This window comes from Bacillus cereus group sp. BfR-BA-01492 (assembly GCF_022662815.1).
GTDB classification, from domain to species: domain Bacteria; phylum Bacillota; class Bacilli; order Bacillales; family Bacillaceae_G; genus Bacillus_A; species Bacillus_A cereus_BD.
In genome coordinates this window covers 405,281-430,305 of the sequence record NZ_JAKUEH010000001.1, presented here as the reverse complement: position 1 = coordinate 430,305, position 25,025 = coordinate 405,281, and the positions used below count along the sequence as shown (strand labels likewise).

Sequence of the window (25,025 nt, the reverse complement as noted above, 5' to 3'; positions counted from 1 at the left end):
TGTGGTGGTTTGAATGAAGAAAGCGGATTTTGCAGTCGTAGCGATAGCGTGGGCTCTTATCACGCTCGCTATGTATCTTTTGAAATTTGTATTCGAAGTGGATTTGTAAAGTAATACATTTTGAATTTTGTAGAGAAATGAGGGGATGAAATGAATGAAGTCAAAGCGCCAATAGATGAATGCCCTCATTGTGGTTCTAATGAAGGGTATTATACGAAAGTACAAATATCTGGTTCATCTATTTGGAGACACAATTTCGATGGGAGCGAACGTGAGAATGGAGATTTTCATGATTATCTAAATTATAAGGACAGTAAATTTGCGTATTGTATTGATTGTGATAAAAGGATTTTTAAAGTAGCTGATTTATAACCAAAGCGTTATTTGGTCGGAAAGGAGGGTTACAATGTATCCGTTTTATGTAGATGGTGAAAAGGTGTTTTCATTCTCTTACAAGCCAAGTAAAGGGGTTGTGAAAGATGATGATACTGGCAAGTGGTACGAAATAACCAAAGTTGAGCAAGGGCGTGGGCGCAAAGTTTACGGAAAAGAAACTATTAATTTGGACGGTATGAATTGGCAACCTTATAAAGATTAATCGAAAAGGGGAATGAGAAATGAGAGTTGATAAAACGTTATCGGAATTGTGGCATCTGAGAGGTAATACAGATGGATCGTTGACTCGTGAAGAATACGAAAAAGAAGCTCAAGACATTGCTTTTATGGCAATAAACACAATTAAAAAGTTACAAAGGAGAATAAGTGAACTTGAATTAGAAAACGTTAAATTGAAAAATGCAAATAAGTTTTCTTAATAAAATAGTTATTTTAGAGAAAAGGGTGGATCAATTGAATTATACAAATAACTTCGGAAAGTTAATTAGAAGAATTCAAGTTGAACTCATGGTAGGACTAACAACGAATGAGATTTATGATTCATTAGCAGACGAGGGACATTGGTCATCGGATAGTTTACATGAAGCAATGAAATTAGCTATGGAGGGATTACAATGAAAGTTTTTAAAATGAATGATTGCGATTGGGTTTGCGCTGAAAATGAAGAACAAGCAAAAGCGTATTACAAGAAAGAATGTGGCCTTGAAGATGAAGATATAAACGAAGGGTTCGTCGGGGAAGTTAGTTTGCAAGAAGTTACGTATGTAGACATAGATGAGTTGCCAGAAAGTGAAAAGGACAATTTCCAATGTGGAAGACCACTTGGAGATTCGATAGTAGTCCGCAAGACATTTGAATGGGTAATTAAAAATGACAACATTACAAGCCCATGCATTATAGCTTCAACAGAATACTAAACAAAATCCTTAATTGGAGGGAGAAATCAATATGGAAGAAAGAACACATCTATTTGAAGATGGTGAAAGGGTTCGGATTAAAGAAACTGGCGAAGTAGTTACGGTTGATCATTGGTGGTGTGCATTAAATAATCCTGCATTCGGATTTCAGTATAACATCATAGGACGACCGTCTACATGGTATGCCGAACATGAATTAGAAAAAATTTCTTAATAAAAACGCTATTTTAGTTGAAAGGAGAATAAATATGGGGAAACCGTGGTACAGACGAATTTACGCATTGTATAAAGGCGAGCGTTTCATTACAGAAGGGACAATAGCAGAAATTCATGCGGAAACTAATAAGTCAATAGATTTTTTGAGGTATATGACTTTCCCTATATATGAAAAACGCTGTGGAAATAGCACGAAACGACTTCGAATGGTCCTAATAGATGATTAATAAAAATTTCATTTTGGAGAAAAGGGGAATAGATATGGACAAGTGGCCAGAAGAAAGAGTTGCAGCTTATAAGCATTATGTAAAAACAGATATGCAAGCACTTGAAGAGTATGAGAATCAGATTAAATCACTACAAAAGGAACTGCAAGATCTTGAAAAGCAAAAAGAAAGGAAAATGTCTCAAGTAGAAAAACAAATATTCCAATTGTACAACCAAGGTTGGGAAATGAAACATGGAGTTTGGGTGGAAGTGAACAAGCAATAAAAGAGCAGCCAACAAGAGTTAACTGCTCCGATCAAAATGAAAACCTAGATGCATAGATAGTATATGACAAGTTATTGGTTATATTCAAGGAGGAATGGATATGAAATACTTTGAGTTTAATAAGCATGAATATTATGCGTTAATTGCGGTAAATGGCGATGTGGATAAAGCGATTGAAATATATGTAGAAAATGTCGCTGGTGATAGTGCGGAACAAGTTAAAGAAGAAGCTGTTCCAGTAGAGTTAACGCGTGAACAAGCGTTATCAACATATTTGGTTAGTCTTGCTAGACCTACCATAGACACTCCAATAAATAAATTACACGCGGAATTTTGTGATTGTGAGGATAGCGTTTTATTAATAGATGGATCACTAGTATGACTAAAGTTGAAGTAATAGGCAGAGCTAAGTTTGAAAACTTAACCAAATAATCCTTTTGTATAAGAAAATAGTAATAACGATAGAAAGAGGGAAAATCATGGGATATGCAAATAGAGGGATGGCATTTGAGCATCTATTAAACATTACAAATCGAATGTATAAATCAGCAATGGTGGCAATAATTAATAAACGTCCTACACCTGTAAAAGTATTAAAAACAAATAAGCTAGGACAAATAACGAAAAGCTGCTGGCAAGATAAATCTACAGTAGATTATGACGGTGTATACAAAGGTAGAGCAATCTACTTTGAAGCAAAGTCTACTAAGGAAACAAGTAGATTCCCATTAGATAATATTCATAGGCACCAAATTGATTTTTTAAGGGATACGCAAGAGAGAGGGGCTATTTGCTTCTTTTTAATAGAATTCAGAACAGACCAGGTTATTTATTTTACTCCTATCGAATTGGTAGCAGAATACTATGAAGCTATGCTATATGATAATGGCCGCAAATCTATCCCACGAGAAGAATTCGAAAAAAGAGCATATGTAGTGAAACGAACAGATCGAGCACTAGTTGATTATCTGCAACAAGTAGAAAAATTAGAATGGCCAATATGTGGTTAATGGGGGAAATCGGAAAATGGATAAGAAGGAAATCCGTATAAAGATTTTAAACCTACAGGACGAGCATTGCGCAAATTGTAAACAGCATGCAAATACAAAATATTGCTTAACAGTTTGTGAGATAGGGAAACGAATTAACAAGCTAGGAACTCATATAGGTGGTACATATGCAGCGGATGCTCCAAAGAGAAGAACAAAAGAAGATTGGGATAAATTATGTGTAGTGGCTTTATCGATGAGAGAAGAAGGATTAACATATGCAGAAATTGCAAGAAAAATAGGCGTTAACAGTGGTGGGTATGTAATTGAGCAACTACAGAAAAGAAATTTAAAATAAAAAATTTCACATACCATATTATAAGGATAAACATAAAAAATGAAGTTAATAGTCCGGATTCAGAGGGCGTTGATTGTATATAGGAATGTAATCTTTCCTATTTATAATTCAGCGTCCTCTTTTTTATTTAAAAGGAGGAAATAGACCATGAAAATGAAAGAATTAATGAAAGAATACAGAGAAACATTGAAACAATTAGAGAAAGCGAAAGAGGTTGCTGCGGAAGCAGATGTAAAAGTAATTAAAGAAATGATTAGTGATATAGAATATGCCTTGGAATGGATGCGTACAGCAAAGCAACCAGGGGCGAAGAGGGGCATTGAACGTAGAGCGGCATATGAGCGTGAAAAGGCGTGTGACCCGCTATTAATGCAAAGATATTTCCGTAGTACACCGACAAAATATGAATGGGATAAAGAAGAAAAAGAAAGTGTAATTTCTGAATGGGAGCGAATCATGTTAGATGATGCGTTATCTACATTATCGGAGTCAGAGAGGGAAATGTATATCATGTTTAAAGGATATTGTTTTTCGATGGGAGAAATTTCTATAATGATGAATAAATCGAAGTCTACTGTTCAAACGGTATTACGAAGAGCAGACGAAAAAATAGGGAAACAAATTAAAGAAAGTCTCTTCTGCATGGTTGGCTGAGGCTTTTTATCTTAAAAACGCTATTTTTTGTCATACGAATGCCCACTATATATGAAAGGCTTCCGAAACTTTATCTTGTTGGTTACTGATGGAGTAAACCCAGTTGCTTCGTGGATCGACAGTTGTTTTTTTAATACTAGAAGGAAATAAGATATAACAAATCTCGTTGTTCTCTTGATTTTCTAGTATATGTGTACACTCTTTAATTCTCATTAATTTAATGGTCTAAACGGGAGAGCTTCTGCTCTTCTTTGAGCTGATACTTGCCTACCTATAAAGTGTCGGTTCAAAGAGGTGCAGAATTTCAACCTCTTTTTGATTAAAAAAAAGGACGCTTCAAGCGTCCTTTTAGGGTGTGTGTGTATTATCATTGAAACCTAATGTTTCTTTTAAAGATTCAGTGAGTAATTTTGATTGGTTGATGTTTTTATTTACAGCTTCTTTGTCTAGCCATTCTGGGATAGTTAGTGTTTTCTTTTTTAATTTAACATTATCGGTCATTCTATATGGCGGCATTCTGACATCGACTAATAAAACATATTCATTATCGTTTAAATCTGTTAAATCTGTTATATGGGTTGGCGAAGGGATAGGGTCGTTATCTTCTTCCATTATTGTTAGAAAACCACCTAATACATCTCTAGCCATTTTTAAGGCTTCTTCTTGATTTTTGCCACTTGTCATACATCCAGGTAAATCAGGGAAAGTTACAAGTACGCTATCGCTATCAAATCTAAAGATAGCAGGATATACGTAATAGTCTTTTTCATTCTTTGACATAATATCGAATCCTTTCTTGTTTTTTGGTGTATAATGTTTGTTATAGTTCATTTGAAACAAGGAGGGCTATTTCAGCCCTGCTTGTTTCAAGATTTCTTGTGTAAGTCCAACGCCTAAATCTTTACGGGGATGTGGGACTGGAATCTTCTTCCCTGTTACTGGATGTTTGAAATGATGGTGACTGCCACGTACACTATGTAATTCATATCCAGCTTTTTTTAAGCGTTTGAACATTTCTTTTGAACTATAACTTGTCATTTGTTCACCTCCTTTTCTATAAATATTATAACACGTATCACGACACGTGTAAATAGGAGATGAACAGTTTCTTTGTATTTTTTTATAAAAATGCTAAGAAACTACACAAAAGGTACTCATTCTAATAGTTGGGATGAGTACCTTTTATTTTGCAAGAAAAGGGCGGTTATAAGAATGTTGAATCAAGTGTTTAATATGGATTGTTTAGAAGGAATGAAAATGATTGAGGATAAATCCATTGATTTAATCCTTTGCGATTTGCCTTACGGAACTACTGCGTGTAAATGGGACGAAATTATTCCGTTTGGTCCATTGTGGGAACAATATGAACGCATCATAAAAGACAACGGGGCTATTCTTTTAACAGCAAGTCAGCCATTTACAACGAAATTAATTGCATCTAATATGGAATTATTTCGATATGAATGGATTTGGAAGAAAGGAAACCATACGACTGGTTTTCCAAACGCCAACAGAATGCCTTTGAAAAATCATGAAAATGTATTAGTGTTTTATAAAAAGTTACCTAAATATTATCCGCAAGATTTAATAAAACTAGAAAAACCGATTTATCGTAAAAGTACATCTAGAAAGTTAAAGATTTTCGGAAAAAGAAATAACGAATCGTTGAACAAAGTACATGTGACTAAGTATACGAATTATCCTAAGTCAGTAATTGATTTTCCGAGGGATAGTAAAACATTTCATCCAACGCAAAAACCAGTTGCTCTTTTTGAATATCTTATTAAGACATACACAAAAGAAGGAGATATTGTACTAGATAATTGTATGGGTAGCTTTACAACTGCTATAGCATGTATTAACACTAGTCGTAATTACATTGGATTCGAACTTGATAAAGAGTATTGGGAAAAAGGTAATGAACGAGTAAAAGAACATATGCAGAAGTTAAAGCATCCATAATGGGTGTTTTTCTTTGTTATATAGAAATTACACATTAAACGCACAAGTAAACCTTATACAATCGTGCGCAGTCTTAGTCGCATTAACAGAAATGTCGTTGTATGAGTATTGTGTGTTGTCTTATATACCTATGGAATATAAGAATCTGAGTAACCGAACGTTACGCAGCATTATTAGACAAATTAGACACCTAAAAAAGAAGGTGGATATATGGAAGATAACTACTTAGATATTCTGAAAAGAAGCTATATTGAATCGTATAAGGAAGATAAGTATTATGCAGAATCACTTGCTGCTGATATAGAAATTACACATTAAACGTAATGCGGTGACGGAAAAGGTAGACGTTTACTAATCGGGCTACTACAGAAAGGCGGACCCGACCATGTTAGGTGCAAATCCTAACCCGCATATTAGAACAAAATGGACATTTGGTTAGGAGGATGAATATAAGATGAAGGGTATAACAGGATATACCTTATTTCCTACATCCTTTATGTTAGGGATTAGTAAAGATGAATACTCGCTTGAAATATTCCTTGGAATAGTGGCGATTAGCATAGAGTTAAAATGAGGTTGTGACATGCATATAGGAATAACTATCGTAGGCGCTGCCGTGATTTGGGTGGCGTCTTGTTTGTTGTCGATCGTTACGTGACTTTAAAATAAAATGGATATTTGGTTAGGAGGAGGATAATTACATGAAAGAAGCAGTAAATAAGTTAACTGGATACTTAAATAAATTAGTCGAAGAAAAGAAAGTTGTTATTGAAAAAGATGATGTGAATTCTGTTATAGAAAGTGTAGAGGCATTTTTGACTGCTAATGGATACGATTATAGATATAGTGAAAACATGGCAGAACAGGTGTTAATCATTGTTTTTTAAACCAATATCAATTATTGTGGGCGCTGCTGTAATCTGGGTGGCGTCTTGTTTGTTGTTAAGGGAAGATAAGGGCAAATGTGTTGCATTTAACAAAACAAACTCAACACAAACCAAATATTGTAAACGTAATAAATGTCTAAAAGTTGAAACTTCTAGACATTGACATTTGCAATCTATAATGATGGAAAAATAATGCTTGTTTTCGTCTAGAAGTTAGTCTAGAATTAAATGTACAAAAGATATAAGACTTTTAGATGAAAGGGAGTTTTTTTATAATGGCTTTGATTGGATATGCAAGAGTCAGCACTAAAGATCAAGATTTAGGATTGCAAATAGATAAGTTAAAAGAATATGGATGCGAAAAGATTTTTACAGAAAAGCAAAGTGGAGCAAAAAGGAATCGAGAAGAGTTAAATAACGCTTTAGAATATTTGCGCTCTGGTGATAAATTGGTTGTTTATAAAATAGATCGATTAGCACGTTCTACATTTGATTTACATAAAATTGTACGTGAGTTAGATGAGAGAAATATTTCTGTTGTATTTATAAAAGAAAAAATTGATTTTTCGACACCAGCAGGTAAATTGATGTTTACCATGTTAGGGGCAATTGCTGAATTTGAAAGAGACTTAATTAATGAAAGAACGTCTGAAGGCCGAGAAAGAGCTAAAGCGCAGGGGAAACATATGGGACGTAAAGGGCAAGATGAAAAACAAGTGAAAAAAGCTTTAAACCTTTACTTTAATAGAAATACAAATGGATTAAGTGTAAATGATATAGCTAAAATGACTGGTGTTCCAAGGTCTACAATTTACGTTAAAGTTAAAGAATATAAAGAGGAGAATTTATGATGGATACATATGAAGAACTGTGTCAATCGTTTCGTAATTTAAGTCAAGCCTATTGGAAAGAGACTGGTAGAAGTAAAATTTGTGAAAGATGCTGTTCCACTGTAGATGTTCACTTACATCATAAAAAGGCATTACAGTTGGGCGGGACAAACGCCTATGATAATTTAGTCCCATTATGCGGAGAATGTCATAGAGAGTATCATAGACATTTTGAAGGTGTAAAAACGTTTGAATATTTTATGAATACTCCTAAACATACAGAATTGATAGGTATATGGGAGATGCTAAATAGCCAAACGGTAGACTTTTTGTTAGGGAAAGAAGTTAAAGATTTAATCAATAAAGGATTATGGATAAAACGTGATTTACAAAAATCTTCATTCGAAGAGAAAACAGAAAGTAAATAAAAATATTTAAAGTAGCGAATCCGCTGCTTTTTTATTTTATAAAGCGATTAGCGTGAGGTGGTGTAAATGGAAGAAGAAAATATAAATGTTCCTACATGCTCTGTTTGTAATGAACCTTGCATGTGGACCTTAAAAATGCCATTAACAATTACTCATTTTGATAAAATTTATATCCGTGAAGCGAATACGGATAATTCTCATATATGCATTGAGTGTTTAGAGAAGGAAGTGCAAACAATTGGATAAGGAGGCAGGTGTTATGTAATATGGCAAGACAACGCAGTCCGAATCGCGATAAAGCGTACCAGATATTTAAAGAACATAATGGTGAGATTACTAATCGTAAAATTGCTGAATTATTATCTACATCCGAACGAACTGTTAATGAAAAAACGGTAGGAGGATGGAAAACGAAAGATAAATGGATGCAACAATTGAAAGGAGTACTCCATAAAAACGAACGGAGTACTCCAAAGAAAAATACGGAGTACTCCAAAAAGAAACCAGGAGCCCCAAAAGGTAATAAGAATGCTGTAAACAATCGTGGTGGAGCTAAAAAGGGCAATAAAAATGCCGTTGGTAATTCCGGAGGTGCTGCTCCATTGCGTAATGGTAATGCTGTTACCCATGGGCTATACAGAAAATATTTACCGCAAGAAATATATGATTTAAAAAAAGAATTAGAAGAAGCAGTAAGCAACGATCCATTATCAATCTTATGGGAAAGTATAATGCTGCACCATGCTCAAATCATTCATGCTCAACGTATTATGTTTGTTAGAGATAACGAAGATATGACAAAGGAACTGCGGAAAAAGAAACTTACCGAAAGTGGTTTTGAAGAAGAGTGGGAAATCCAGTTTGCTTGGGATAAGCAGGCTAGTTTCTTAAATGCTCAATCGAAAGCAATGACAACACTTGTTGGCCTTATAGAAAAATATGATAAGTTAGCCAATACAGAAGAACAAAAATTGCGTATTGAGAAACTTAAGAAAGAAATCGCTTCGATTAAAGTTGATAGCGATACGAGCCAACACACAGAAGATTGGAAAGAATCGCTTATGCAGATAGCTGAGCGCAGACGCAAGCTAAAGGAAGCTGAACAAAATGAGTAATACAGCTTTTAGCGAATTTATGGAGATTATCGATGTTTATTGGGATGATCCAGTGGCTTTCGCAGAGGATATGCTAGGTTTTTATCCTGATGAGTGGCAAAAGAACGTACTCATGGACTTAGCGAAACACCCTAAAGTTACAGTTCGCTCAGGTCAAGGTGTCGGTAAGACGGGCCTTGAATCTGTTGTAGTGCTTTGGTTTCTATGTTGTAGACCTAATCCGAAAGTTATTTGTACTGCTCCTACGAAAGAACAGTTATTCACCGTTTTGTGGGCTGAGATAGCTAAATGGTTAGAAAGAAGCAAGGTAAAGAACCTGCTTAAATGGACTAAAACAAGAGTTTATATGATTGGTAGCGAAGAACGTTGGTTCGCTACTGCTAGAACAGCTACTAAGCCGGAGAATATGCAAGGTTTTCACGAAGACTATATGTTATTTGTATGTGATGAAGCTTCTGGTATTGCTGACCCAATCATGGAAGCTATTCTCGGTACATTATCAGGTGAAGAAAATAAATTACTTTTATGCGGCAACCCAACTCGAACAAGTGGGGTTTTTTATGATTCTCATAATAAAGACCGCGATATGTATAAAGCGCATAAGGTTTCTAGTATGGATTCGCCACGTACAAGTAAAGATAACATCGAAATGCTGAAACGAAAATATAACGAAGATAGCGATGTATATCGGGTACGTGTATTAGGTGAGTTCCCTAAAGCTGAGGCAGATGCGTTTATCCCACTGGAATACGCAGAGCAAGCAGCTGCTACAAAGTTATCAGTAGACAGAAGAGAACGCATTTTACATCTTGGCGTGGACGTTGCTCGTTTTGGTGATGATGAGACAGTTATTGCTGTTCGTATTGGAACAGTGGTCACTGAATTAAAACGATATAGTAAGCAAGGGACAACGCAAACCGCAGGGCGCGTATTAGAAGCTGCAAGGAATTATATGAAGATGTATTCTTTTATTAAAGAAGTACACATAAAAGTCGATGCTGATGGTGTTGGTGGTGGTGTAGTTGATAGATTAGATGAGGTTGTTTATGAAGAAGGGTTAGATTATATCAAGGTAATGCCAATACACAACGGTTCTTCTGCTCAAGATATTAGTTATGAAAATATGAGTACAGAGTTATGGGCGGGTGTACGAGAAATATTAGAAGAAAACTTTTCTGCTTATATGAGGGGGGAGCCTTCTAAAGTAAGTATTCCAAATGACGAAAAGCTTGTTTCACAATTAACAACTCGTAAGTACCGTATTACATCAAAAGGAAAGATTGCCCTTGAAAAGAAAGATGATATGAAGAAACGCGGACTACAATCACCTGACCGCGCAGATGCAATAGTACTGGCGTTTGCGAATGTTGAAACTGCGATCGAATCATTTGAACGTGTATTCTAGGAGGTGCGTTATGTTTGAACGATTGAAGCAATGGTTCCGCACCCTTTTTAAAAGAAAAGGAGGTGTGATTGTGACGGAGCAGTACACTGCTGAATTAAAAAAAGATAAGTGGAAACAGCTAAGTGAAATCTTAAAAGAACACGATTCAATCCTTAAACAAGTAGAACACAAACAAAAGATATACGATGGTGAATTTGAAATAAAAACAAGACAGCCGAAAAGGGAAGATGATCCGAACCATCGCATTGTTGTGAACTATTCTAAACTAATCTGCAATATGCCATCTTCTTATATGTTAGGTAAGCCGGTAAGTATAGATATTCCTGATACGATAACAGATAAGGGAGTAAGTAAGGCGATATTGGAGGAATTTAGAGAACGATTAGAGCAAGTAACAGAAGATAATGAGGACCATGCGGTAGATTTCCTCAATACTAAACGTGGATTGATTGCTGGAGGAGCGACAGTCCTTTTTTATTTTGATGAGATGGGACAAATACGTTATAAATCTTATCCATTAAATGAATGTTTTCCTATTTTTAATCATAGAGGAGACATGTTAGCTGCTATTCATCGTTATACAGATACAGTGAATGATGAAAAAGTGGAGTACATTGAAATTTATGATAGTGCAGAAGTTACTTATTTAGTAAGAAAAGACGATTCATTTGCACTAGATGGGCGGTATAGAGAAAATCCTAAGCCGCACTATATTCCAATTGTACCTGCAGCTTACTTTCAAAACGGAGAATTCGCCCAACCAAAAGGCGGAAAGATTTATTATGGTCCAAGTAATCTATCAGACGATATAATTACACAATTAGAAGAGTTATCTAGGCTTGTATCGGATAATTCAAACCGACTTGATGTGTTTTGCGACCCGTATTTAGCATTTATTGGGGCGATGCCTGATAAAGATAAAATGTTAGATATGAGAAAGAGCAGAGGTATTGGGATAAAGGGAAAACCGGGCGATAAAGTAGATGTTAAGTATTTGATTGCTGATATGCCAAATGATCCTGTTGAATGGCAAGCAAAGCAGATTATTGATTCGCTTTTCGAAACTTCTCAGCTACCAAAAATATATAGTGAAAAAGCAATCAGCGATTTATCTGGAGTTGCTATAGATCAATTATATGCGCCTCTTGATTTGCAAGTAAATGAAAAGGAAATTTACCTATCTCGTTATATTCGTAGGAAATTGATGATTATCACAATGATGTTAAATGCACAAAAACTACTCGCGAGTAAAGTTGAGAATCCAGCAGAAGTATTAAAAGAGATGATGCTACCAGGAAACGAATGGCCAAAAGATTTATATAGCTATCGTTGGATCTGGTGGGAAGTTCATCGTAACAAACCTCAAAACGTAAAAGAGTTAATTGAAATCTTAACTAAGCAAGACGGAGAATTATCTAAATTCACTCGTCTGCAACACAATCCTTTTGTAGAAAACATACAAGAAGAACAAAAACGTTTAAAACAAGAGGAAGCAGAGAAAAAAGAAGTGGATCTAAATGATATCGATGGACATCTCGCAAAGCGTGATAAGCGTATGCAGCAGAGTGAAAAGACGGATGATGAGTTATGAATCAAGAACAAATAAAGAAACTTCAAGAAATGGCAATAACTCAGCAGAAGAGACTTATTAAATTCAAAGATCAGCGTATTCGTGTACTCCTCGAAGTGTATGCTGAGTTTCTGCAAGATATACACAAGGAGTTAGCTTATCTATATACAAAAACAAGTCTTGATTCTCCTGCCGATACGTGGGATTGGGATGAAATAAGACGTGGCAAGGATTTAGAAGCGATTCTACTGCAAATGGAAGATAGCATTAATCGTATTGGCCAAAAAGCAATTGCTACTACTTCTACATCCATTCAAACTGTAGCGAAAGTGGATTATGCGTTTACTTCATATATAATAGCAGGTCAAATTGAAGGATACATTGTAGTACCACCTGTCATTCCAGAAAGAGCAATTAAAAAGCTCTTGAATAAAGATTGGGGACATGGTCATTTTTCCAAAAATCTATGGGGAAAAACAAAGGATTTCCAATACAATTTGAGGACTACGCTTATTAATTCTATGCAGCGTGGCGAAGGATTTCGTAAAACTGCTGCTAAACTTCAAAAGAAGATTGGCCAAGAAGCATATAAGAGCGAAAGGCTTGTCAGAACTGAAATTATATCAGCTAGTAATGCAGCTAAAAAGGAATACATGTATGACTTTGAAGAACGCTGTAATGAATTGAATACGAGCTTGCTCAATGGTGTAAGGGTACTCGAGACATTAGATAATCGAACGTGCCCTATTTGTCGTGCCATCGATGGTAAAGAATTCACGGTGGAAGAATCGAAGGATATTGCAGAAGTAGCTCATCCTAATTGTCGTAGAATATTTGTACCAATTATACGAGGTTTCGACAATTCTAATCGCCAACGTGCAGCTAGAAATCTTGAAACAGGTAAAACATATCGTACTGATGCAAAGACATTTGAAGAATATGCGAAAGAGCAAAATGTAAGTTCTGCTGCTGATTATAGTAAGCAGTATAGAAAAGAGAAGAAACAGGAGAGTGAAGAGTGATGAAATCATTATATAAATTACGTTTAAACTTACAATACTTTTCGGACCCGAATCCACCAGCTGATCCACCACAAGACCCGCCGCCAAACGATCCACCTAATGATCCGCCGGTGACATATACGCAAGAACAATTAGATGCACAGCTTGCTGATGCTAAAAAAGCGGCAGAAACGCAAACGAAAGCGGATTTATATAAAAAAATAGGTGTTGAGTCATTAAAAGACTTGCAGGATAAATTAAGTGCTGCGAAAACGAAAGAAGAAGCAGATGCAACATTACGTTCTAATAACGAAACACTTACGGCTGAAAACAGCAATTTAAAAACACAACTGGCATTTGTAAAAGCTGCATTTAAGCACAATCCGCACGATGCGGACCTTCTTTTTACTGCGGTTGAGCCGTTGCTACAAAAAGACCCTGACACTGGCGAAATTACGAACATGAAGGAAGCTATTGAGCAAGTGAAAACAGAAAAACCTTTTTTATTTGTGAACGAAGAGTCAAATGGATCTGGTCAAGGAGGTGGTTCACAAAGACCAGGAAGTACTGCTCCAGGGGGCGGAAATCCACCAGCTTCTCAAACAGACTATGATAAAGGCGCAGAGTTAGCCAAAAAACGTAGTCAGTCATATCAAAAATAAGGAGTGAAATAAATTGAATCTATATACACGTAAAGAAACAGTGATTGCAGGAAAAGAAATCCTACGTGACATTGTTGGGTTAAAAACAATTACTCTAACACTGGATCATACAGCATTTACACCCGGTATCATTCCTGCTGGTACGTCATTAATTATGGATAGCGAAACGAAAAAAACACGTCCGTTTGATAAAGAGAAGGATGTGGACTCTACAGAACAAGTTTCGCTGTTATTCCGTGATATCCGTATTGATACAAATGATGTACAAGCAGTTGGACTTGTAGGTGGCTATGTAAACGAATCGAAATGCCCTGAAATCACATCAGAGTTTAAAGTAAAAGCAAAAATGCTGGATATTCGATAAGGAGAGTGAAACCGAATGACAATTTTACAATTAGAGGAATTTAAAAGAGAAACTTTAATTGGCTATGTTGAAAATTTAACAGTACCATTTGAGTCAAAAACATTACCATTCTTACCACGAGATAAGGATGTATATAGCCTTTCATTCGCATATGATATCTTTAAAAAACATAACAACGTGGCAGCGAATTTATTAGAATTTGGCGCACCTGCTCCACTTCGCGATAAACAAGGTTTAGAACGAGCAGTTGCAGAGGTTGCTAAGTTAGCTCACCGTTATCGCTTTGATCAAAAAGACCAACTCACTATCATGAATACAAAGTTTGATAAGGAGCGCCAACAAGTTATTGATCGTGTATTCAACTACATCGATAACTTAAAATTAGGTGTAGAAGAGACAGAAGAATATTTCCGTACTTCTGTACTATACAAGGGTCGAATCAAATACAACTTAGATGGATTTACATTAGATTTAGCATTTGATGTCCCAAAAGCATTTTCTGCAGCGATTAAGTGGAGTGATGTTGAAAAATCTAATCCAATCAAGGATTTAGTAGACTGGATTGAAAAGTTTAAAAAAGCAAATGCCGGTCGTCGTCCATTGGCGATTCATATGTCTAATGCTGCTTATCTTGATATCTTACAATCTAAATCTACTATTTCTAACATTAAAGGTGTAGCTGGCGGCATGGTAACACCTGATGAGTTAGCGACATATTTAAAACGTTGGAACATCCCGCCAATCACAACGAATGATTTAGAAATTACGTTTGAAGATGGTAAAACAGAACGGTATTTGCCAGAACGACGTGTAGTATTCCTTGGGATTGAGGGCAAGCAAACATTAGGATCTACTGTACAAGGTCCGACAGTAGAGAAAAATGGTCAACCTGGTATCTATACTCGTACTTGGAATGAAGAAAATACATTAAATGAATTTGTAGAAATCGGTAAAGCTGCATTCCCTGAGCTTTCATATCCATCCGGTGTAATGCAAATTGATGTATAAGGAGCAACTAATATGAAAGCTCTTATTACAGCTGAAGAAGCGGTTGCCCTTTTTAGCGAACTGAATAAAGTCGATAATCTGGAAGCTGCTTTACTAAGAGCTTCTATTTTTGTGCGCTCAAAAGTAAAGGAATTAAGCGAGCAAGTCCCTGATGATATCAAACTTGCTGTCTGCTACCTTGTAAAAGATGAACATGTGCCACAATTGAAGAGTATCGAGCGTTCTACTTATAAAGAAACATATGCCGATAAGAATAAATCGTATCGTGAACTTGCTATGGAAATATTAGAAGATTATATGCCGCAAGAAAGCGATTCGGGGGTGTTCTTCTTTTGAGTAGACTAGAAGAATTATTGTTTCATAGAATGAAAATATTTCGTTTTGTAGACGATGAAAAAGAGTTTGATAGCAAACAAGAAGAAAAAGAAATTGGAACAGATATCCCTTGTGCATTAGAAAAGAAGAATCTCAGTAAGATTAACGAGCTAATAGGCAGGGTAGAAGTGGAGGGGACGCACCTTCTGCTCACCCTTTATCCTGGTATTGTAGCAGGCGATGTAATTGAAGTGTATGAGCCTAAAAGCGGGTACAACATAGGCAAATTTATTGCGTCTAAACCGGAACCTATTCCAGATCGGCAAGGTGTTCATCATTTCGAAATTGATTTGAAGGATGTAACAAAAATATGAGTGGCAGCTTTGAAGGTGGCTTTGTATTAGAAGGATTCGACGAGTGGATGCTGCACATGAAAAATGTGATTAACAGACAATTACCTAGACTATTAGAGGTCTGGTGTGAGGCATTAGCGTTAGAACTAATGACCAGAGTTGCTGAAAAAACTCCTGTTGATACAGAAGCGCTACGTAATTCATTTCTTAGTGCTGGAGCGGGTATCGATGAAAATGGATCTGTTTACTTGAAAACAAAAATGGGTAACGGTGTAGAAATCATCGTCGGGTCTAATTTAGAGTATGCAGAATACGTTGAAGCAGGTCATAGAACACGGAATAGCGGAATGAGTCGCGAAGCCGCTAAAAAGGCAGGTAAATGGGTTGAAGGTGCTCATATGCTTGAAGATTCATGGCATGAATTTGAGCCTGAATCATTACGATGGCTTGAGGATAGAGTAGGAGAGATTATGAATGAAATTGGGTTCATCTGATCTTAAAAGTGTATTGCATTTCATTCAAACGACTACCGGTATAAAAGGATATACAACAAGAAGGAGGCAGGAAACGCGCCCTCCTTTTTTCTATCTCAAAACACCGGTTGGCAAACCGAATAAGGATTCGGCAGGTTTCTTTAAATATCGTCCGCTGATACATGGAACGTTATTTCTTGATAAGGATAGCCAGATGGAAACTGTTGCTTTAAAGTTCCAAACAAAAATACAAGAAGCGCTGCTTCATTGTTGTTTCGATATTCCTCTTGTAGATGACGATTATAATTTGACATCCGGAAGATTGGAAGATATTGAGTTTGAAATGCAACAAGCTGAGATTGATGTGTGGATATTCACTGTAAAAGGTGAAAGATTTGTGAGTTTGGATGAGGTAATTGAACCGATTCGCAAGATACACAACAGCATTAATGCGAGGTAGGTGATAGAGATGGTTAAAAGTGAGACTTCTCCTAAAAAAGAAACTGCAAAAGTGCCAGAACCGGTACTTTATCCAGTTTCAGAAATTATTGAACAATCAGAGCAATTATTTCATGTTCCTGATTATATCACAGCTGCTGCTTTACGTGATTTAAATGAAGTAGATGTAAAAACAGCTGAAAAGAAAGTGCGAGCATTATTAAAAAAAGAGGTGAAGTAAATTGGCAAAACCGTTTAAAGAAGGAAGAAATGAAATTGAATCTGGTTTTTATGCTTTTACAGAATTGGTTGTACAAGGTGCAATCAACAAAAATGCGCGCGGTGTGCTTATGATGCCGATTAAGGCAGATTGGGGACCAGAGAATATTGTTGTTGAATTGAATTCAAAGGAAGAAGCAAAAGCGACTTTTGTTGGACAAAATGCTGATTTACTCGAATTAGCGTTCGCAGCTCCCTTAAAACAATTGAAAGTGGTACGTCTTGCTACAGATGAAGCAAAGAGAGCGGCGTTGTCATTGGAAAGTATCAAAATTGAAGCTGTACACACTGGGGCAAGAGGAAATAATTTTAAAGTTACTATTCGCCCTAAGTTGGGTGATGATACTGCGAAGCATTTCATTCTAACAGAAAATAACATTGAGTTAGAGCGTATCACATTCATGACAGTTGATGAACTTATTGCTAAGTCAAAAGACAGTTTATATGTATCGATTAGTAAAGTTGATGGTGTGGATGGTGAGAAAGCTGTCGAAAATATCAATAGCATTCCTCTTACAGGCGGATCCAGCGGTGAAGCTGTAAAAGTAGAAGATTATGTTGAATTCTTCGGATTAGCGAAGGAAGAAGAATTCAATGCAGTTGTTCTTGACGGTATAAAAGATAAAGCTGTAAAGGCAATGCTATCACAATTCGTCCAAACAAGCCGCGCGAGTGGCAAACTTATCACTGGATACACAGGCGGTGAGGATGCGAGGGATATCGACTACTATGCGATTACAAATAATATTCAAAAAGCTGGTAACAATGATCGTGAATATTCAGCAGAAGAAGTAGCGGTATATGCAGCTGCTGCATTAATTTCATGCCCGCTGAATGAGAGTATGACTCAAAAGGAAACACCATTCACATGGGTTGAAAAACTTGGTGTGGAAGAAACAAAACGCCGTTTAGCAGAAGGAAACTTACTTTTCTTCCAAGAGGGCAAGACAGTACGTTTCAATACGGCAGTTAATACAATGACAACGATGAAAAATCTTGATGAAGCAGTAGGGATTTCTAGGGAAGCGGATGAAAAGGCTGCTATTCGTACACTTCAAAAAGTAAAAGTGGTTGCTGCGATTGATTACATCACAGTTGCAGAAGAAAAAATCTTTTCTAAGTATATGTCAAAAGCGAATACGCAAGCGCGTCGTTTAGCTTCTGCACAAGCAATTAAAGATGAGTTGCTAGAAAAACTTGCAGAATCCGAAGTTATTGAGACAGGAACATATAACTGCTATGAAGATCCGCGCCATACAGAAGATACTGGCAAAACAGTTTATAAAGATGAGGCGTATTTCGTCACTGAATATGTTGTCATCGATGCAATTGAAAAAGTATACAACAAAAACAAAGTAGCTTAATAAAGGAGGGTATTTATGTCATCGTTTGATAATAGTTTACCTACATTAAATACACGCAGCACTGTACGTGGTAAATACGGCGGTGTTATTGATCCGACAGGCAGACAAATTCTTGAAGTAACAGAATTTGAAGCGAAAATCAAGTTTGATAAAAAGAAAATTGAACGGGCGAATGCCTTCATGGAAGGTAACCGCATTATGGGTGCCAGCGGTTCAGGTAAGATGAAAGTTTATTTAACAGCAGAAACATGGCAGTTAACGAAGGATATTTTAAATGACCCTGATAAATTGCTTACGCTAATTGGTGAAATTCATGATCCAGATGAATACGTAGGAGCAGCTAACTCGAAAGTGGCCATCAAAAATGTTTCGTTCGACGAAGTTACTCTTGCTGGTTTCAAAACAAAAGATGTAATTGAACGAGACTTTCCATTTACGTTTGATAGTTTTGAATTTCTATAAAAACATCACTAGAGAGGGATATCCCCTCTCTTTTCTATTAAAACTATAATTTAAACCCGGAGGCTATATAAAATGACTAATTTAACAAAAGAAAACAACAAACCAAAATTTGCAAGTTTAGAAGATTTATTTGCGGTAAATGTTGACGACCGCGTTCGTGGAGAAGTACAAATTCAAGCTGTTAATGGACATATGTTATCTATTCCGTTCAAATCTATTACAGCAGATGAAGAGCAAAACATTCGAAAAGCTGCTACAAAACGGATTAAATTACCTAATAATCAATTCCAAGAGGTTCAAGATGAAAGTAAATACAACGCTTTATTGATTGCTACTGCAACAGATGAAACGCGTACAAATATTAAATGGGATAGTCCGGAATTAGCACAAAAAATTGGTGTGCCGGTACCAAGTCCATGGTTAATTATTCCTAAAATGCTATCTTTAGGCGGTATTGTCACTGCAACTCAGTTCATTATTGAATTATCTGGTCTTGGAAATAATTCGTTCGAAGAGGATATTGAAGCCGTAAAAAACTAATTTGCACCGACCCGTTAGCTTCTTGGGCCCATAGGCTGTTCCAACAACACCATATAGATCCTGAAGAGTTTTTTCTTATGCCTTATAGGAAGAAACTCTTTTTTATTGCTTCTTGTTTGGTTCAAGACGAACGAGATAAAGAAGCGGAAGAAAAAGCAGCCGCCGAGGCCCAAGATTGATGACGAAGGCGGTGGAATATGAGTAGTAAACAAGTAACAGGTAAAATCAGTTTAATGGATGCGATGTCTGCTCCATTACAGCGGATTACACAAACAATGGAGCGGACATCACAAGCTGCAAGAAGATTGGATTCTTCTTTAAGACTTAGAAATACAGGTTCTGCTGCGTTACAACAAACAGCACAAAGAACTACACAATTAACACAGAATTCACAACAATTAAATAACACTCTGCAACAAACAAGTCAGCGATTGAACCAAACAAGCCAAGCTATGCAGCATACTGGACAAAGTGCAAATACTGCTAGCAACGGAATGAACCAACTTCAACAGCGGTTTGGTGGTGTTAGTGAGCGGAATGCTCAAATGCTAAACGGTTTGGAACGAGCGCAAGGATCGTTGCTAACTACTGGAGCCGCTGCTACTGCTGCGGGCGGCGCTGTCATTGCTGGATTAGGGGCAAGCGTCAAAACTGCTGCTAATTTCGAAGAAGCAATGTCTAAAGTAGCAGCTGTATCCGGCGCTTCTAAAGGAGAATTAGGACAGCTATCCGAACAGGCGAAACAATTAGGTGCATCTACTAAATATTCTGCTTCCGAAGCAGCGGAAGGGATGCAGTATTTAGCGATGGCTGGTTTTAAAACCAAAGATATTATGTCGGCTATGCCTGGTATGTTGGACTTAGCTGCTGCAGGTGCACTAGATTTAGGCTCAGCTGCGGACATTTCATCAAATATTATGAGTGGCTTCGGCCTATCTGCTGATAAAGCTGGACATACAGCTGATGTGTTAGCATACGCTTCATCAAATGCAAATACAAACGTTAGTCAGATGGGCGAAGCAATGAAATATGCAGCAGGTACAGCTCATACGGTTGGTTTTAGTATGGAGGAAACTTCCGCCGCTATCATGGCGATGGGTAATAGTGGTTTACAAGGTTCTGTTGCAGGTCAAGCATTCGCCACTTCACTTGGTCGTCTGGCGAAACCTACAAAAGAAATGAAGAAAACGATGGATCAATTAAATCTATCTTTCTTCGATGCTCAAGGTAAGATCAAGCCTTTACCTTCTATCGTAAAAGAGTTAGAAGATAAAACAGGTAAAATGACTGCACAGCAAAAGTCGGCTACATTAACAACTTTATTTGGTGCAGAAGCATACAAAAACTGGGCTGCGCTATTATCTGAAGGTAGTGGAAAACTAGAGAAAAATACAAAAGCATTACAAGAAGCTGATGGTGCCGCTTCTAAAATGGCAAAAACCATGACAGAGAACCTAAATGGGCAACTTACTGCATTAAAGTCCGGTCTTGAAGGCGCAGCTATTGCTTTAGGTAATGCTCTTCTACCCGCTATTAAATGGGTTGTATCTGGTCTACAAGGGGCGGTTAGCTGGTTTAATAGTTTGAGTGACGGAACAAAAACAACAATTGCTGTAATCGCTGCAATCATCGGCACATTTGTAGCTTTAGGCGGAATTCTAGGGATTGTATTAGCTATTATTCCTAGCATGGTATCTGGATTTACTTTATTGGCTGGGGCTATGGGTTTAACAGCCGGTGCATTCGCGGGAATAATCGGAACAGCATTAGCTGTAATTGGTGTTGTAGCTGCAATCGGCGTAGCAATAGTAGTTCTTTACAACAAATGTACAACATTCCGGAATATTGCTAACAGCGCCATAAACGGAGTGAAATCGGCATTTGATTCTTTAATGTCAAAAATGAATCAAGTGAAAAATTTTATAGTTACCACATGGTCGGGAATTAAGGCAATCTTCAATGATGATGGTAAAGGTGTCTCAATCCTAAGTAGTCTAGGGTTTAGTCCTAATACTATAAAAACAATTACAAGTATATCGACAAATATTAAACTGGCCATCTCAAGTATTAAAGCACTTGTTTCTGGAAATGACACAGAAGCAGGCGGGTTCTTAAAAACGCTTGGATTCTCAGAGGGAGCAATTAGTGTCATCTTTGGTGTAAAGAGTGCGATTTCATCCGTTATCAATACAGCAAAAGGATTTACTGCTTTATTTAGTGGAAATGAAGGGAAAGCAACATCACTATTAAGTAGTGCCGGATTAGATCCATCAACAATTAGACAATCAATTGCGGTCATTAATAATGTGAAAAACGCAATCAAAGGTTTATTCATGATTATCAAGAATGGCGATAAAAAAGGCGCATCATTCTTAAAAATGGCTGGATTGTCTGATGATATGGTTGGACAAATTACAAGTACAGTATCAGCTGTTAAACAAGCTTTTTCAGGGTTAGTATCAATAGTTAAATCGGTTGCTAAACAAATAGCATCTGCTTTTAAAGGTAGCGGCCCTGGTATTATGTCGGCTGTTTCTACGATAGTAAAATCTGTTATAACGCTTTTTAAAACGATGCAACCCGTCCTTTCTGTAGTTTTTATGGTGATAAAAGTTATTGTAATCGGAACGCTCCAGAATATCGCTGGGTTTATACAGGGTATTGTCGGGGTGATCTTGGCAATTATAAAAATCTTTGCTTCATTGTTCACTGGAAACTGGAAAGGATTATGGGAAGGGGTAAAATCGTTATTTAAAAATGCCCTTATGGCGATTTGGAATGGCGTGCAATTGTTATTCATTGGACGTTTACTTGGTGTGTTCAAAGCAGGATTTACTGCTATTAAGGCTATTTTCACTGGTGGATGGTCTGCCATTAAAACTGGATTTATGACGGGACTTACTGCAATCTGGAATGGCGCCAAATCTATATTCACCAAATCTACTAGTGCAATCGGTAAAACCTTAACGTCTGGTTTTAAAGCTGCTTTTAATGGCGTTGTTAACATTGTAAAAGGATCCATTAATTTAATCCAAAATGTAATAAATTTCGGTTTTTCATTTATCCGTAATATTATTACGACCACGTTAAATCTTATTTTAAATATTTTTAAAATGAGTTGGAATGGAATTAAAAATGTAGTAACTTCTGCAATTAATGCGGTCAAAACTGCAATTCAAACAGGGTTAGAGGCAGCTGGAAATATAGTTAAAAATATTTGGACTACGGTCAAAGAATTCACGACCACTACATGGAATAATGTCCGTACAGGGGTAAGTGAAGCTGTAAGCGGAATGAGAACTAAGGTGCAAGAAATCTTAGGAAATATAAAAGATTTCTTCAAAAAAACGTGGGACGATATCTTGAATGCTGTAAAATCTTTACCTGCTAAATTTTTAGAAATAGGTAAAAATATGATGGAAGGTCTTTGGAATGGTATAAAGTCTGCGGCGACTGGATTAGGAGATAAAGTTTCGAATTTAATAGATAGCGTTGTTCCTGGTCCGGTTAGAAAATTACTTTCCATAAACTCACCATCTAAGCTTTTCCACCAATATGGTGTATGGACAATGCAAGGTTTAGAAGGTGGAATTGAAGCACGTAAAGATTATACTCGCGATAAAGCTGTAAGTATAGCAAAAGATGTAAGCATTCCGTTTGCTCCTGCTTCACCAAGTAAACCGGCTATTGGTTCTTCAAAAGGTGGAAGCACAGTACAAACAAATCATATTAAGAACGAATTTAACATCAATATTTCAGGTGGTTCGGCTAAAGAAATGCACGAAAATGAAGATACATTTAAAGAATTAGCTGATAAGCTTGTGAATTATCTGGCTGATAAATTAGATGATGCAGCGAATGGAAAAACAAAAATTAATTTAGGGGTGATGGAATCGTGATTTTCCTTTTAACAAAAACGGCCAAATTTACCTTTCCATTCACTCCGAAAGGTACTGGTCCAAAAGGCGGAGACACTAAAATAGAAGAACTGAACACATTAGGACAAGGTGTTATTCCTTTTTCTGATGGCAAAGAGCTGGAGGAGGTTTCATTTACCTCCTTCTTTTCTTTTAAAAAAGTTTCGGGAGAAGAAGCGCGACATGATCCTTTTTCAGCAGTCTCGTTTCTTTCTAGTCTGAGAGATTCACAAGAAGTAGTGCTGCTTAATCTACCAGATCTGAATTATAAGAGAGAAATGAAAGTGAAGAAATTCGAATACTGGCAAGATTCACCTGGTTACATCGAATTTAATATAACTTTTAAAGAACATAGAGAAATTAAGCTGGGGTACATGGATAAATCCGGTACTATCAGGCGACCTCCGTCTAATAATCTCAATAAGTATGCTTTGCAGACTGGAAGAGTAAATGGAACTCATATGCTCGCTGTTAGAGAAGGCCCATCTCCAAATAATCGAGTAATTGGAACGATAAAACAAGGGCAGGTCGTGACATTTTCTAAGAATACGAGAACTCAAGCTGGATGGCTTTATATTCAATATGGTAGTTTACATGGTTATGTTGCTGCTCAATTCATTTTATAGGAGGGGATTATTGTGTTAGAGGTCATTATAGGAAATATGGTAGTAACTGATGCAGTAGTTCCTCCTATCAAATTGGATGATGATTATCAAAATGGCCCGGTAAAAGTAGAACTGACGCTTATATATAAACCAGAATTCGATGAAATTGATGGAAAACCATTAAAAATTATAGTGAATGGCAATGTTTGGTTTGTCGGGGTAGTACGAGGGTATAAGAATCCGAAAGGTCGAAACGTTGATGTAACTGCGTATGACCATCTGTTTAATTTAGTTAAATCCGATGATGAATTCTTATTTCAAAATCGTACCGCTAGCCAAATGATACGATCTATTTTGAATAGATATAGCTATCCAATTAAGGAACTAGTAGAAATTAATACGATATTCCCCCTTATGTATTTAGATAAGAACAATGCTCAGAGTGTGTTCGAAATGTTAATCATAATCTTATACGAAAGTAAAAAAAGAACCGGCAAAAAATATTGGATACGGTTCGAACCTGAAGGGTTACGCATATTTGAGTGGAAGCCAGCAAGGTTCATCCCTGTTTTAGGATCCGGATTAACAAATAGCGAAAAGACTGTTTCCGTAGAAGAAGTAAAGAATAAAATTACTGTTGTAAATAGGGAGAAGAATATTATTGCAGTTAAATCTGATGGTAATTCTATAAAAAAATACGGTCCTCTATCTACAGTTGAAGAATTTAGTGGTGATACCGAAGCAGCAGCGATAAGTTATGCGGAAAGTATATTAGGAACAAGAACCTTACCGGATGTATCGCGACAAATCGAACATGTTCATAGTATAGAAGAACCGCGGATATGGTCTGGAGATTATATATATTTAGAAGATCCTACAAAAACAATACTTGGTGGATATTACGTAAAGAAGGCAGCGTATCAAATTTATCGAAATTATGTTGTGTTCAGTGCCGATGTGGCTCATACTGCTGCTTTACCGAGCAAAGAATATGTTCCACCGCAAGAAAATAACGAAGGGTAGGT

At 36.7% G+C, this 25,025-nt stretch carries 36 protein-coding genes; 34 read left to right on the top strand and 2 right to left on the bottom strand.

Features of this window, described 5'->3' with window-relative positions:
• Nucleotides 1-150: 150 nt before the first annotated feature.
• From MR063_RS02435 to MR063_RS02385, 11 genes are all read left to right on the top strand, one after another.
• Nucleotides 151-372, top strand: coding sequence for a hypothetical protein (locus tag MR063_RS02435; protein ID WP_242161966.1), 222 nt, complete (start codon nt 151-153; stop codon nt 370-372).
• A gap of 34 nt (nt 373-406) precedes the next feature.
• Nucleotides 407-598, top strand: coding sequence for a hypothetical protein (locus tag MR063_RS02430; RefSeq protein ID WP_000283199.1), 192 nt, complete (start codon nt 407-409; stop codon nt 596-598).
• Nucleotides 599-617: 19 nt separating this feature from the next.
• Nucleotides 618-815 carry a hypothetical protein gene (locus MR063_RS02425; RefSeq protein WP_242161965.1) on the top strand — a complete coding sequence of 66 codons (198 nt, stop codon included), beginning with the start codon at nt 618-620 and terminating at the stop codon, nt 813-815.
• A gap of 34 nt (nt 816-849) precedes the next feature.
• Nucleotides 850-1,014: a hypothetical protein gene (locus MR063_RS02420; RefSeq protein WP_242161999.1), complete on the top strand. Its 165-nt coding sequence runs from the start codon at nt 850-852 to the stop codon at nt 1,012-1,014.
• Nucleotides 1,011-1,313 (top strand): hypothetical protein, encoded by a 303-nt coding sequence (locus tag MR063_RS02415; RefSeq protein ID WP_242161964.1) that lies wholly within the window; start codon nt 1,011-1,013, stop codon nt 1,311-1,313. Before MR063_RS02420 ends, MR063_RS02415 begins: the two co-directional genes overlap by 4 nt.
• Nucleotides 1,314-1,344: 31 nt before the next feature.
• Nucleotides 1,345-1,527, top strand: coding sequence for a hypothetical protein (locus MR063_RS02410; protein WP_242161963.1), 183 nt, complete (start codon nt 1,345-1,347; stop codon nt 1,525-1,527).
• Between the two features lie 263 nt (nt 1,528-1,790).
• Entirely contained in the window at nt 1,791-2,021 is a 231-nt protein-coding gene (locus MR063_RS02405) for a hypothetical protein (protein WP_242161962.1), read from the top strand.
• 100 nt (nt 2,022-2,121) lie between these two features.
• Nucleotides 2,122-2,403: a hypothetical protein gene (locus MR063_RS02400; RefSeq protein ID WP_242145563.1), complete on the top strand. Its 282-nt coding sequence runs from the start codon at nt 2,122-2,124 to the stop codon at nt 2,401-2,403.
• 97 nt (nt 2,404-2,500) lie between these two features.
• Nucleotides 2,501-3,031, top strand: a complete 531-nt coding sequence (locus MR063_RS02395) for a Holliday junction resolvase RecU (protein WP_087099640.1) — start codon at nt 2,501-2,503, stop codon at nt 3,029-3,031.
• Between the two features lie 16 nt (nt 3,032-3,047).
• Nucleotides 3,048-3,368: a zinc-finger domain-containing protein gene (locus tag MR063_RS02390; protein WP_087099638.1), complete on the top strand. Its 321-nt coding sequence runs from the start codon at nt 3,048-3,050 to the stop codon at nt 3,366-3,368.
• A gap of 153 nt (nt 3,369-3,521) precedes the next feature.
• Nucleotides 3,522-4,022, top strand: coding sequence for a sigma factor-like helix-turn-helix DNA-binding protein (locus MR063_RS02385; protein WP_087099703.1), 501 nt, complete (start codon nt 3,522-3,524; stop codon nt 4,020-4,022).
• 348 nt (nt 4,023-4,370) lie between these two features.
• On the opposite strand, the gene MR063_RS02380 is transcribed toward MR063_RS02385, so the two are convergent.
• Together MR063_RS02380 and MR063_RS02375 are read right to left on the bottom strand one after the other, a co-directional pair.
• The gene (locus MR063_RS02380; protein WP_087099636.1) at nt 4,371-4,802 is read right to left on the bottom strand and encodes a type II toxin-antitoxin system HicB family antitoxin; all 432 of its coding nucleotides are present in this window, start codon (nt 4,800-4,802) and stop codon (nt 4,371-4,373) included.
• A 66-nt stretch (nt 4,803-4,868) separates the two neighbouring features.
• Nucleotides 4,869-5,060: a type II toxin-antitoxin system HicA family toxin gene (locus tag MR063_RS02375; protein ID WP_087099634.1), complete on the bottom strand. Its 192-nt coding sequence runs from the start codon at nt 5,058-5,060 to the stop codon at nt 4,869-4,871.
• A 174-nt stretch (nt 5,061-5,234) separates the two neighbouring features.
• On the opposite strand from MR063_RS02375, the gene MR063_RS02370 reads away from it, so the two are divergent.
• The 23 genes from MR063_RS02370 to MR063_RS02260 all read left to right on the top strand — a co-directional run bounded on the left by MR063_RS02370 (nt 5,235) and on the right by MR063_RS02260 (nt 25,023).
• Nucleotides 5,235-5,984 carry a DNA-methyltransferase gene (locus tag MR063_RS02370; protein ID WP_242161961.1) on the top strand — a complete coding sequence of 250 codons (750 nt, stop codon included), beginning with the start codon at nt 5,235-5,237 and terminating at the stop codon, nt 5,982-5,984.
• A 701-nt stretch (nt 5,985-6,685) separates the two neighbouring features.
• Nucleotides 6,686-6,871, top strand: coding sequence for a hypothetical protein (locus MR063_RS02365; RefSeq protein ID WP_087099791.1), 186 nt, complete (start codon nt 6,686-6,688; stop codon nt 6,869-6,871).
• A gap of 275 nt (nt 6,872-7,146) precedes the next feature.
• Complete coding sequence (locus tag MR063_RS02360; protein ID WP_087099789.1) at nt 7,147-7,722, top strand: recombinase family protein; 576 nt, start codon at nt 7,147-7,149, stop codon at nt 7,720-7,722.
• Nucleotides 7,722-8,129 carry an HNH endonuclease signature motif containing protein gene (locus MR063_RS02355; protein ID WP_087099787.1) on the top strand — a complete coding sequence of 136 codons (408 nt, stop codon included), beginning with the start codon at nt 7,722-7,724 and terminating at the stop codon, nt 8,127-8,129. The genes MR063_RS02360 and MR063_RS02355 overlap by 1 nt, the downstream gene beginning before the upstream one ends.
• A 66-nt stretch (nt 8,130-8,195) precedes the next feature.
• Nucleotides 8,196-8,375: a hypothetical protein gene (locus MR063_RS02350; RefSeq protein WP_087099785.1), complete on the top strand. Its 180-nt coding sequence runs from the start codon at nt 8,196-8,198 to the stop codon at nt 8,373-8,375.
• A gap of 20 nt (nt 8,376-8,395) precedes the next feature.
• Nucleotides 8,396-9,244 carry a phage terminase small subunit gene (gene terS / locus MR063_RS02345; RefSeq protein ID WP_242145568.1) on the top strand — a complete coding sequence of 283 codons (849 nt, stop codon included), beginning with the start codon at nt 8,396-8,398 and terminating at the stop codon, nt 9,242-9,244.
• A complete protein-coding gene (locus tag MR063_RS02340; RefSeq protein ID WP_242145569.1) occupies nt 9,237-10,649 on the top strand; it encodes a DEAD/DEAH box helicase family protein in 1,413 nt (470 codons plus the stop codon). Before terS ends, MR063_RS02340 begins: the two co-directional genes overlap by 8 nt.
• 10 nt (nt 10,650-10,659) lie before the next feature.
• Nucleotides 10,660-12,240 (top strand): phage portal protein, encoded by a 1,581-nt coding sequence (locus MR063_RS02335; RefSeq protein ID WP_242145570.1) that lies wholly within the window; start codon nt 10,660-10,662, stop codon nt 12,238-12,240.
• Complete coding sequence (locus tag MR063_RS02330) at nt 12,237-13,241, top strand: minor capsid protein (RefSeq protein ID WP_242145571.1); 1,005 nt, start codon at nt 12,237-12,239, stop codon at nt 13,239-13,241. The genes MR063_RS02335 and MR063_RS02330 overlap by 4 nt, the downstream gene beginning before the upstream one ends.
• Nucleotides 13,241-13,882, top strand: coding sequence for a phage scaffolding protein (locus tag MR063_RS02325; RefSeq protein ID WP_472927016.1), 642 nt, complete (start codon nt 13,241-13,243; stop codon nt 13,880-13,882). Before MR063_RS02330 ends, MR063_RS02325 begins: the two co-directional genes overlap by 1 nt.
• 13 nt (nt 13,883-13,895) lie before the next feature.
• On the top strand, nt 13,896-14,246 hold the full coding sequence (locus MR063_RS02320; RefSeq protein ID WP_242145573.1) for a hypothetical protein: 351 nt from the start codon (nt 13,896-13,898) through the stop codon (nt 14,244-14,246).
• A gap of 15 nt (nt 14,247-14,261) precedes the next feature.
• Nucleotides 14,262-15,254, top strand: a complete 993-nt coding sequence (locus MR063_RS02315) for a major capsid protein (protein WP_242145574.1) — start codon at nt 14,262-14,264, stop codon at nt 15,252-15,254.
• 12 nt (nt 15,255-15,266) lie between these two features.
• The gene (locus MR063_RS02310; RefSeq protein WP_242145575.1) at nt 15,267-15,590 is read left to right on the top strand and encodes a hypothetical protein; all 324 of its coding nucleotides are present in this window, start codon (nt 15,267-15,269) and stop codon (nt 15,588-15,590) included.
• Entirely contained in the window at nt 15,587-15,943 is a 357-nt protein-coding gene (locus MR063_RS02305; RefSeq protein WP_242145576.1) for a hypothetical protein, read from the top strand. The genes MR063_RS02310 and MR063_RS02305 overlap by 4 nt, the downstream gene beginning before the upstream one ends.
• Complete coding sequence (locus tag MR063_RS02300) at nt 15,940-16,416, top strand: HK97 gp10 family phage protein (protein ID WP_242145577.1); 477 nt, start codon at nt 15,940-15,942, stop codon at nt 16,414-16,416. Before MR063_RS02305 ends, MR063_RS02300 begins: the two co-directional genes overlap by 4 nt.
• Complete coding sequence (locus tag MR063_RS02295) at nt 16,397-16,855, top strand: hypothetical protein (RefSeq protein ID WP_242145578.1); 459 nt, start codon at nt 16,397-16,399, stop codon at nt 16,853-16,855. Before MR063_RS02300 ends, MR063_RS02295 begins: the two co-directional genes overlap by 20 nt.
• Nucleotides 16,856-16,864: 9 nt before the next feature.
• Nucleotides 16,865-17,074 carry a YqzN/YkzM domain-containing protein gene (locus MR063_RS02290; protein ID WP_242145579.1) on the top strand — a complete coding sequence of 70 codons (210 nt, stop codon included), beginning with the start codon at nt 16,865-16,867 and terminating at the stop codon, nt 17,072-17,074.
• A 1-nt stretch (nt 17,075) separates the two neighbouring features.
• Nucleotides 17,076-18,476, top strand: a complete 1,401-nt coding sequence (locus MR063_RS02285) for a phage tail sheath N-terminal beta-sandwich domain-containing protein (protein ID WP_242145580.1) — start codon at nt 17,076-17,078, stop codon at nt 18,474-18,476.
• A gap of 15 nt (nt 18,477-18,491) precedes the next feature.
• Nucleotides 18,492-18,938 carry a phage tail tube protein gene (locus MR063_RS02280; RefSeq protein ID WP_242145581.1) on the top strand — a complete coding sequence of 149 codons (447 nt, stop codon included), beginning with the start codon at nt 18,492-18,494 and terminating at the stop codon, nt 18,936-18,938.
• A 72-nt stretch (nt 18,939-19,010) separates the two neighbouring features.
• On the top strand, nt 19,011-19,478 hold the full coding sequence (locus MR063_RS02275; RefSeq protein ID WP_242145582.1) for a phage tail assembly chaperone: 468 nt from the start codon (nt 19,011-19,013) through the stop codon (nt 19,476-19,478).
• Between the two features lie 197 nt (nt 19,479-19,675).
• Nucleotides 19,676-23,377, top strand: a complete 3,702-nt coding sequence (locus tag MR063_RS02270; protein WP_242145583.1) for a phage tail tape measure protein — start codon at nt 19,676-19,678, stop codon at nt 23,375-23,377.
• Nucleotides 23,374-24,021, top strand: a complete 648-nt coding sequence (locus tag MR063_RS21935) for an SH3 domain-containing protein (RefSeq protein WP_242145584.1) — start codon at nt 23,374-23,376, stop codon at nt 24,019-24,021. Before MR063_RS02270 ends, MR063_RS21935 begins: the two co-directional genes overlap by 4 nt.
• A 12-nt stretch (nt 24,022-24,033) precedes the next feature.
• The gene (locus MR063_RS02260) at nt 24,034-25,023 is read left to right on the top strand and encodes an XkdQ/YqbQ family protein (RefSeq protein WP_242145585.1); all 990 of its coding nucleotides are present in this window, start codon (nt 24,034-24,036) and stop codon (nt 25,021-25,023) included.
• Nucleotides 25,024-25,025 lie beyond the last annotated feature (2 nt).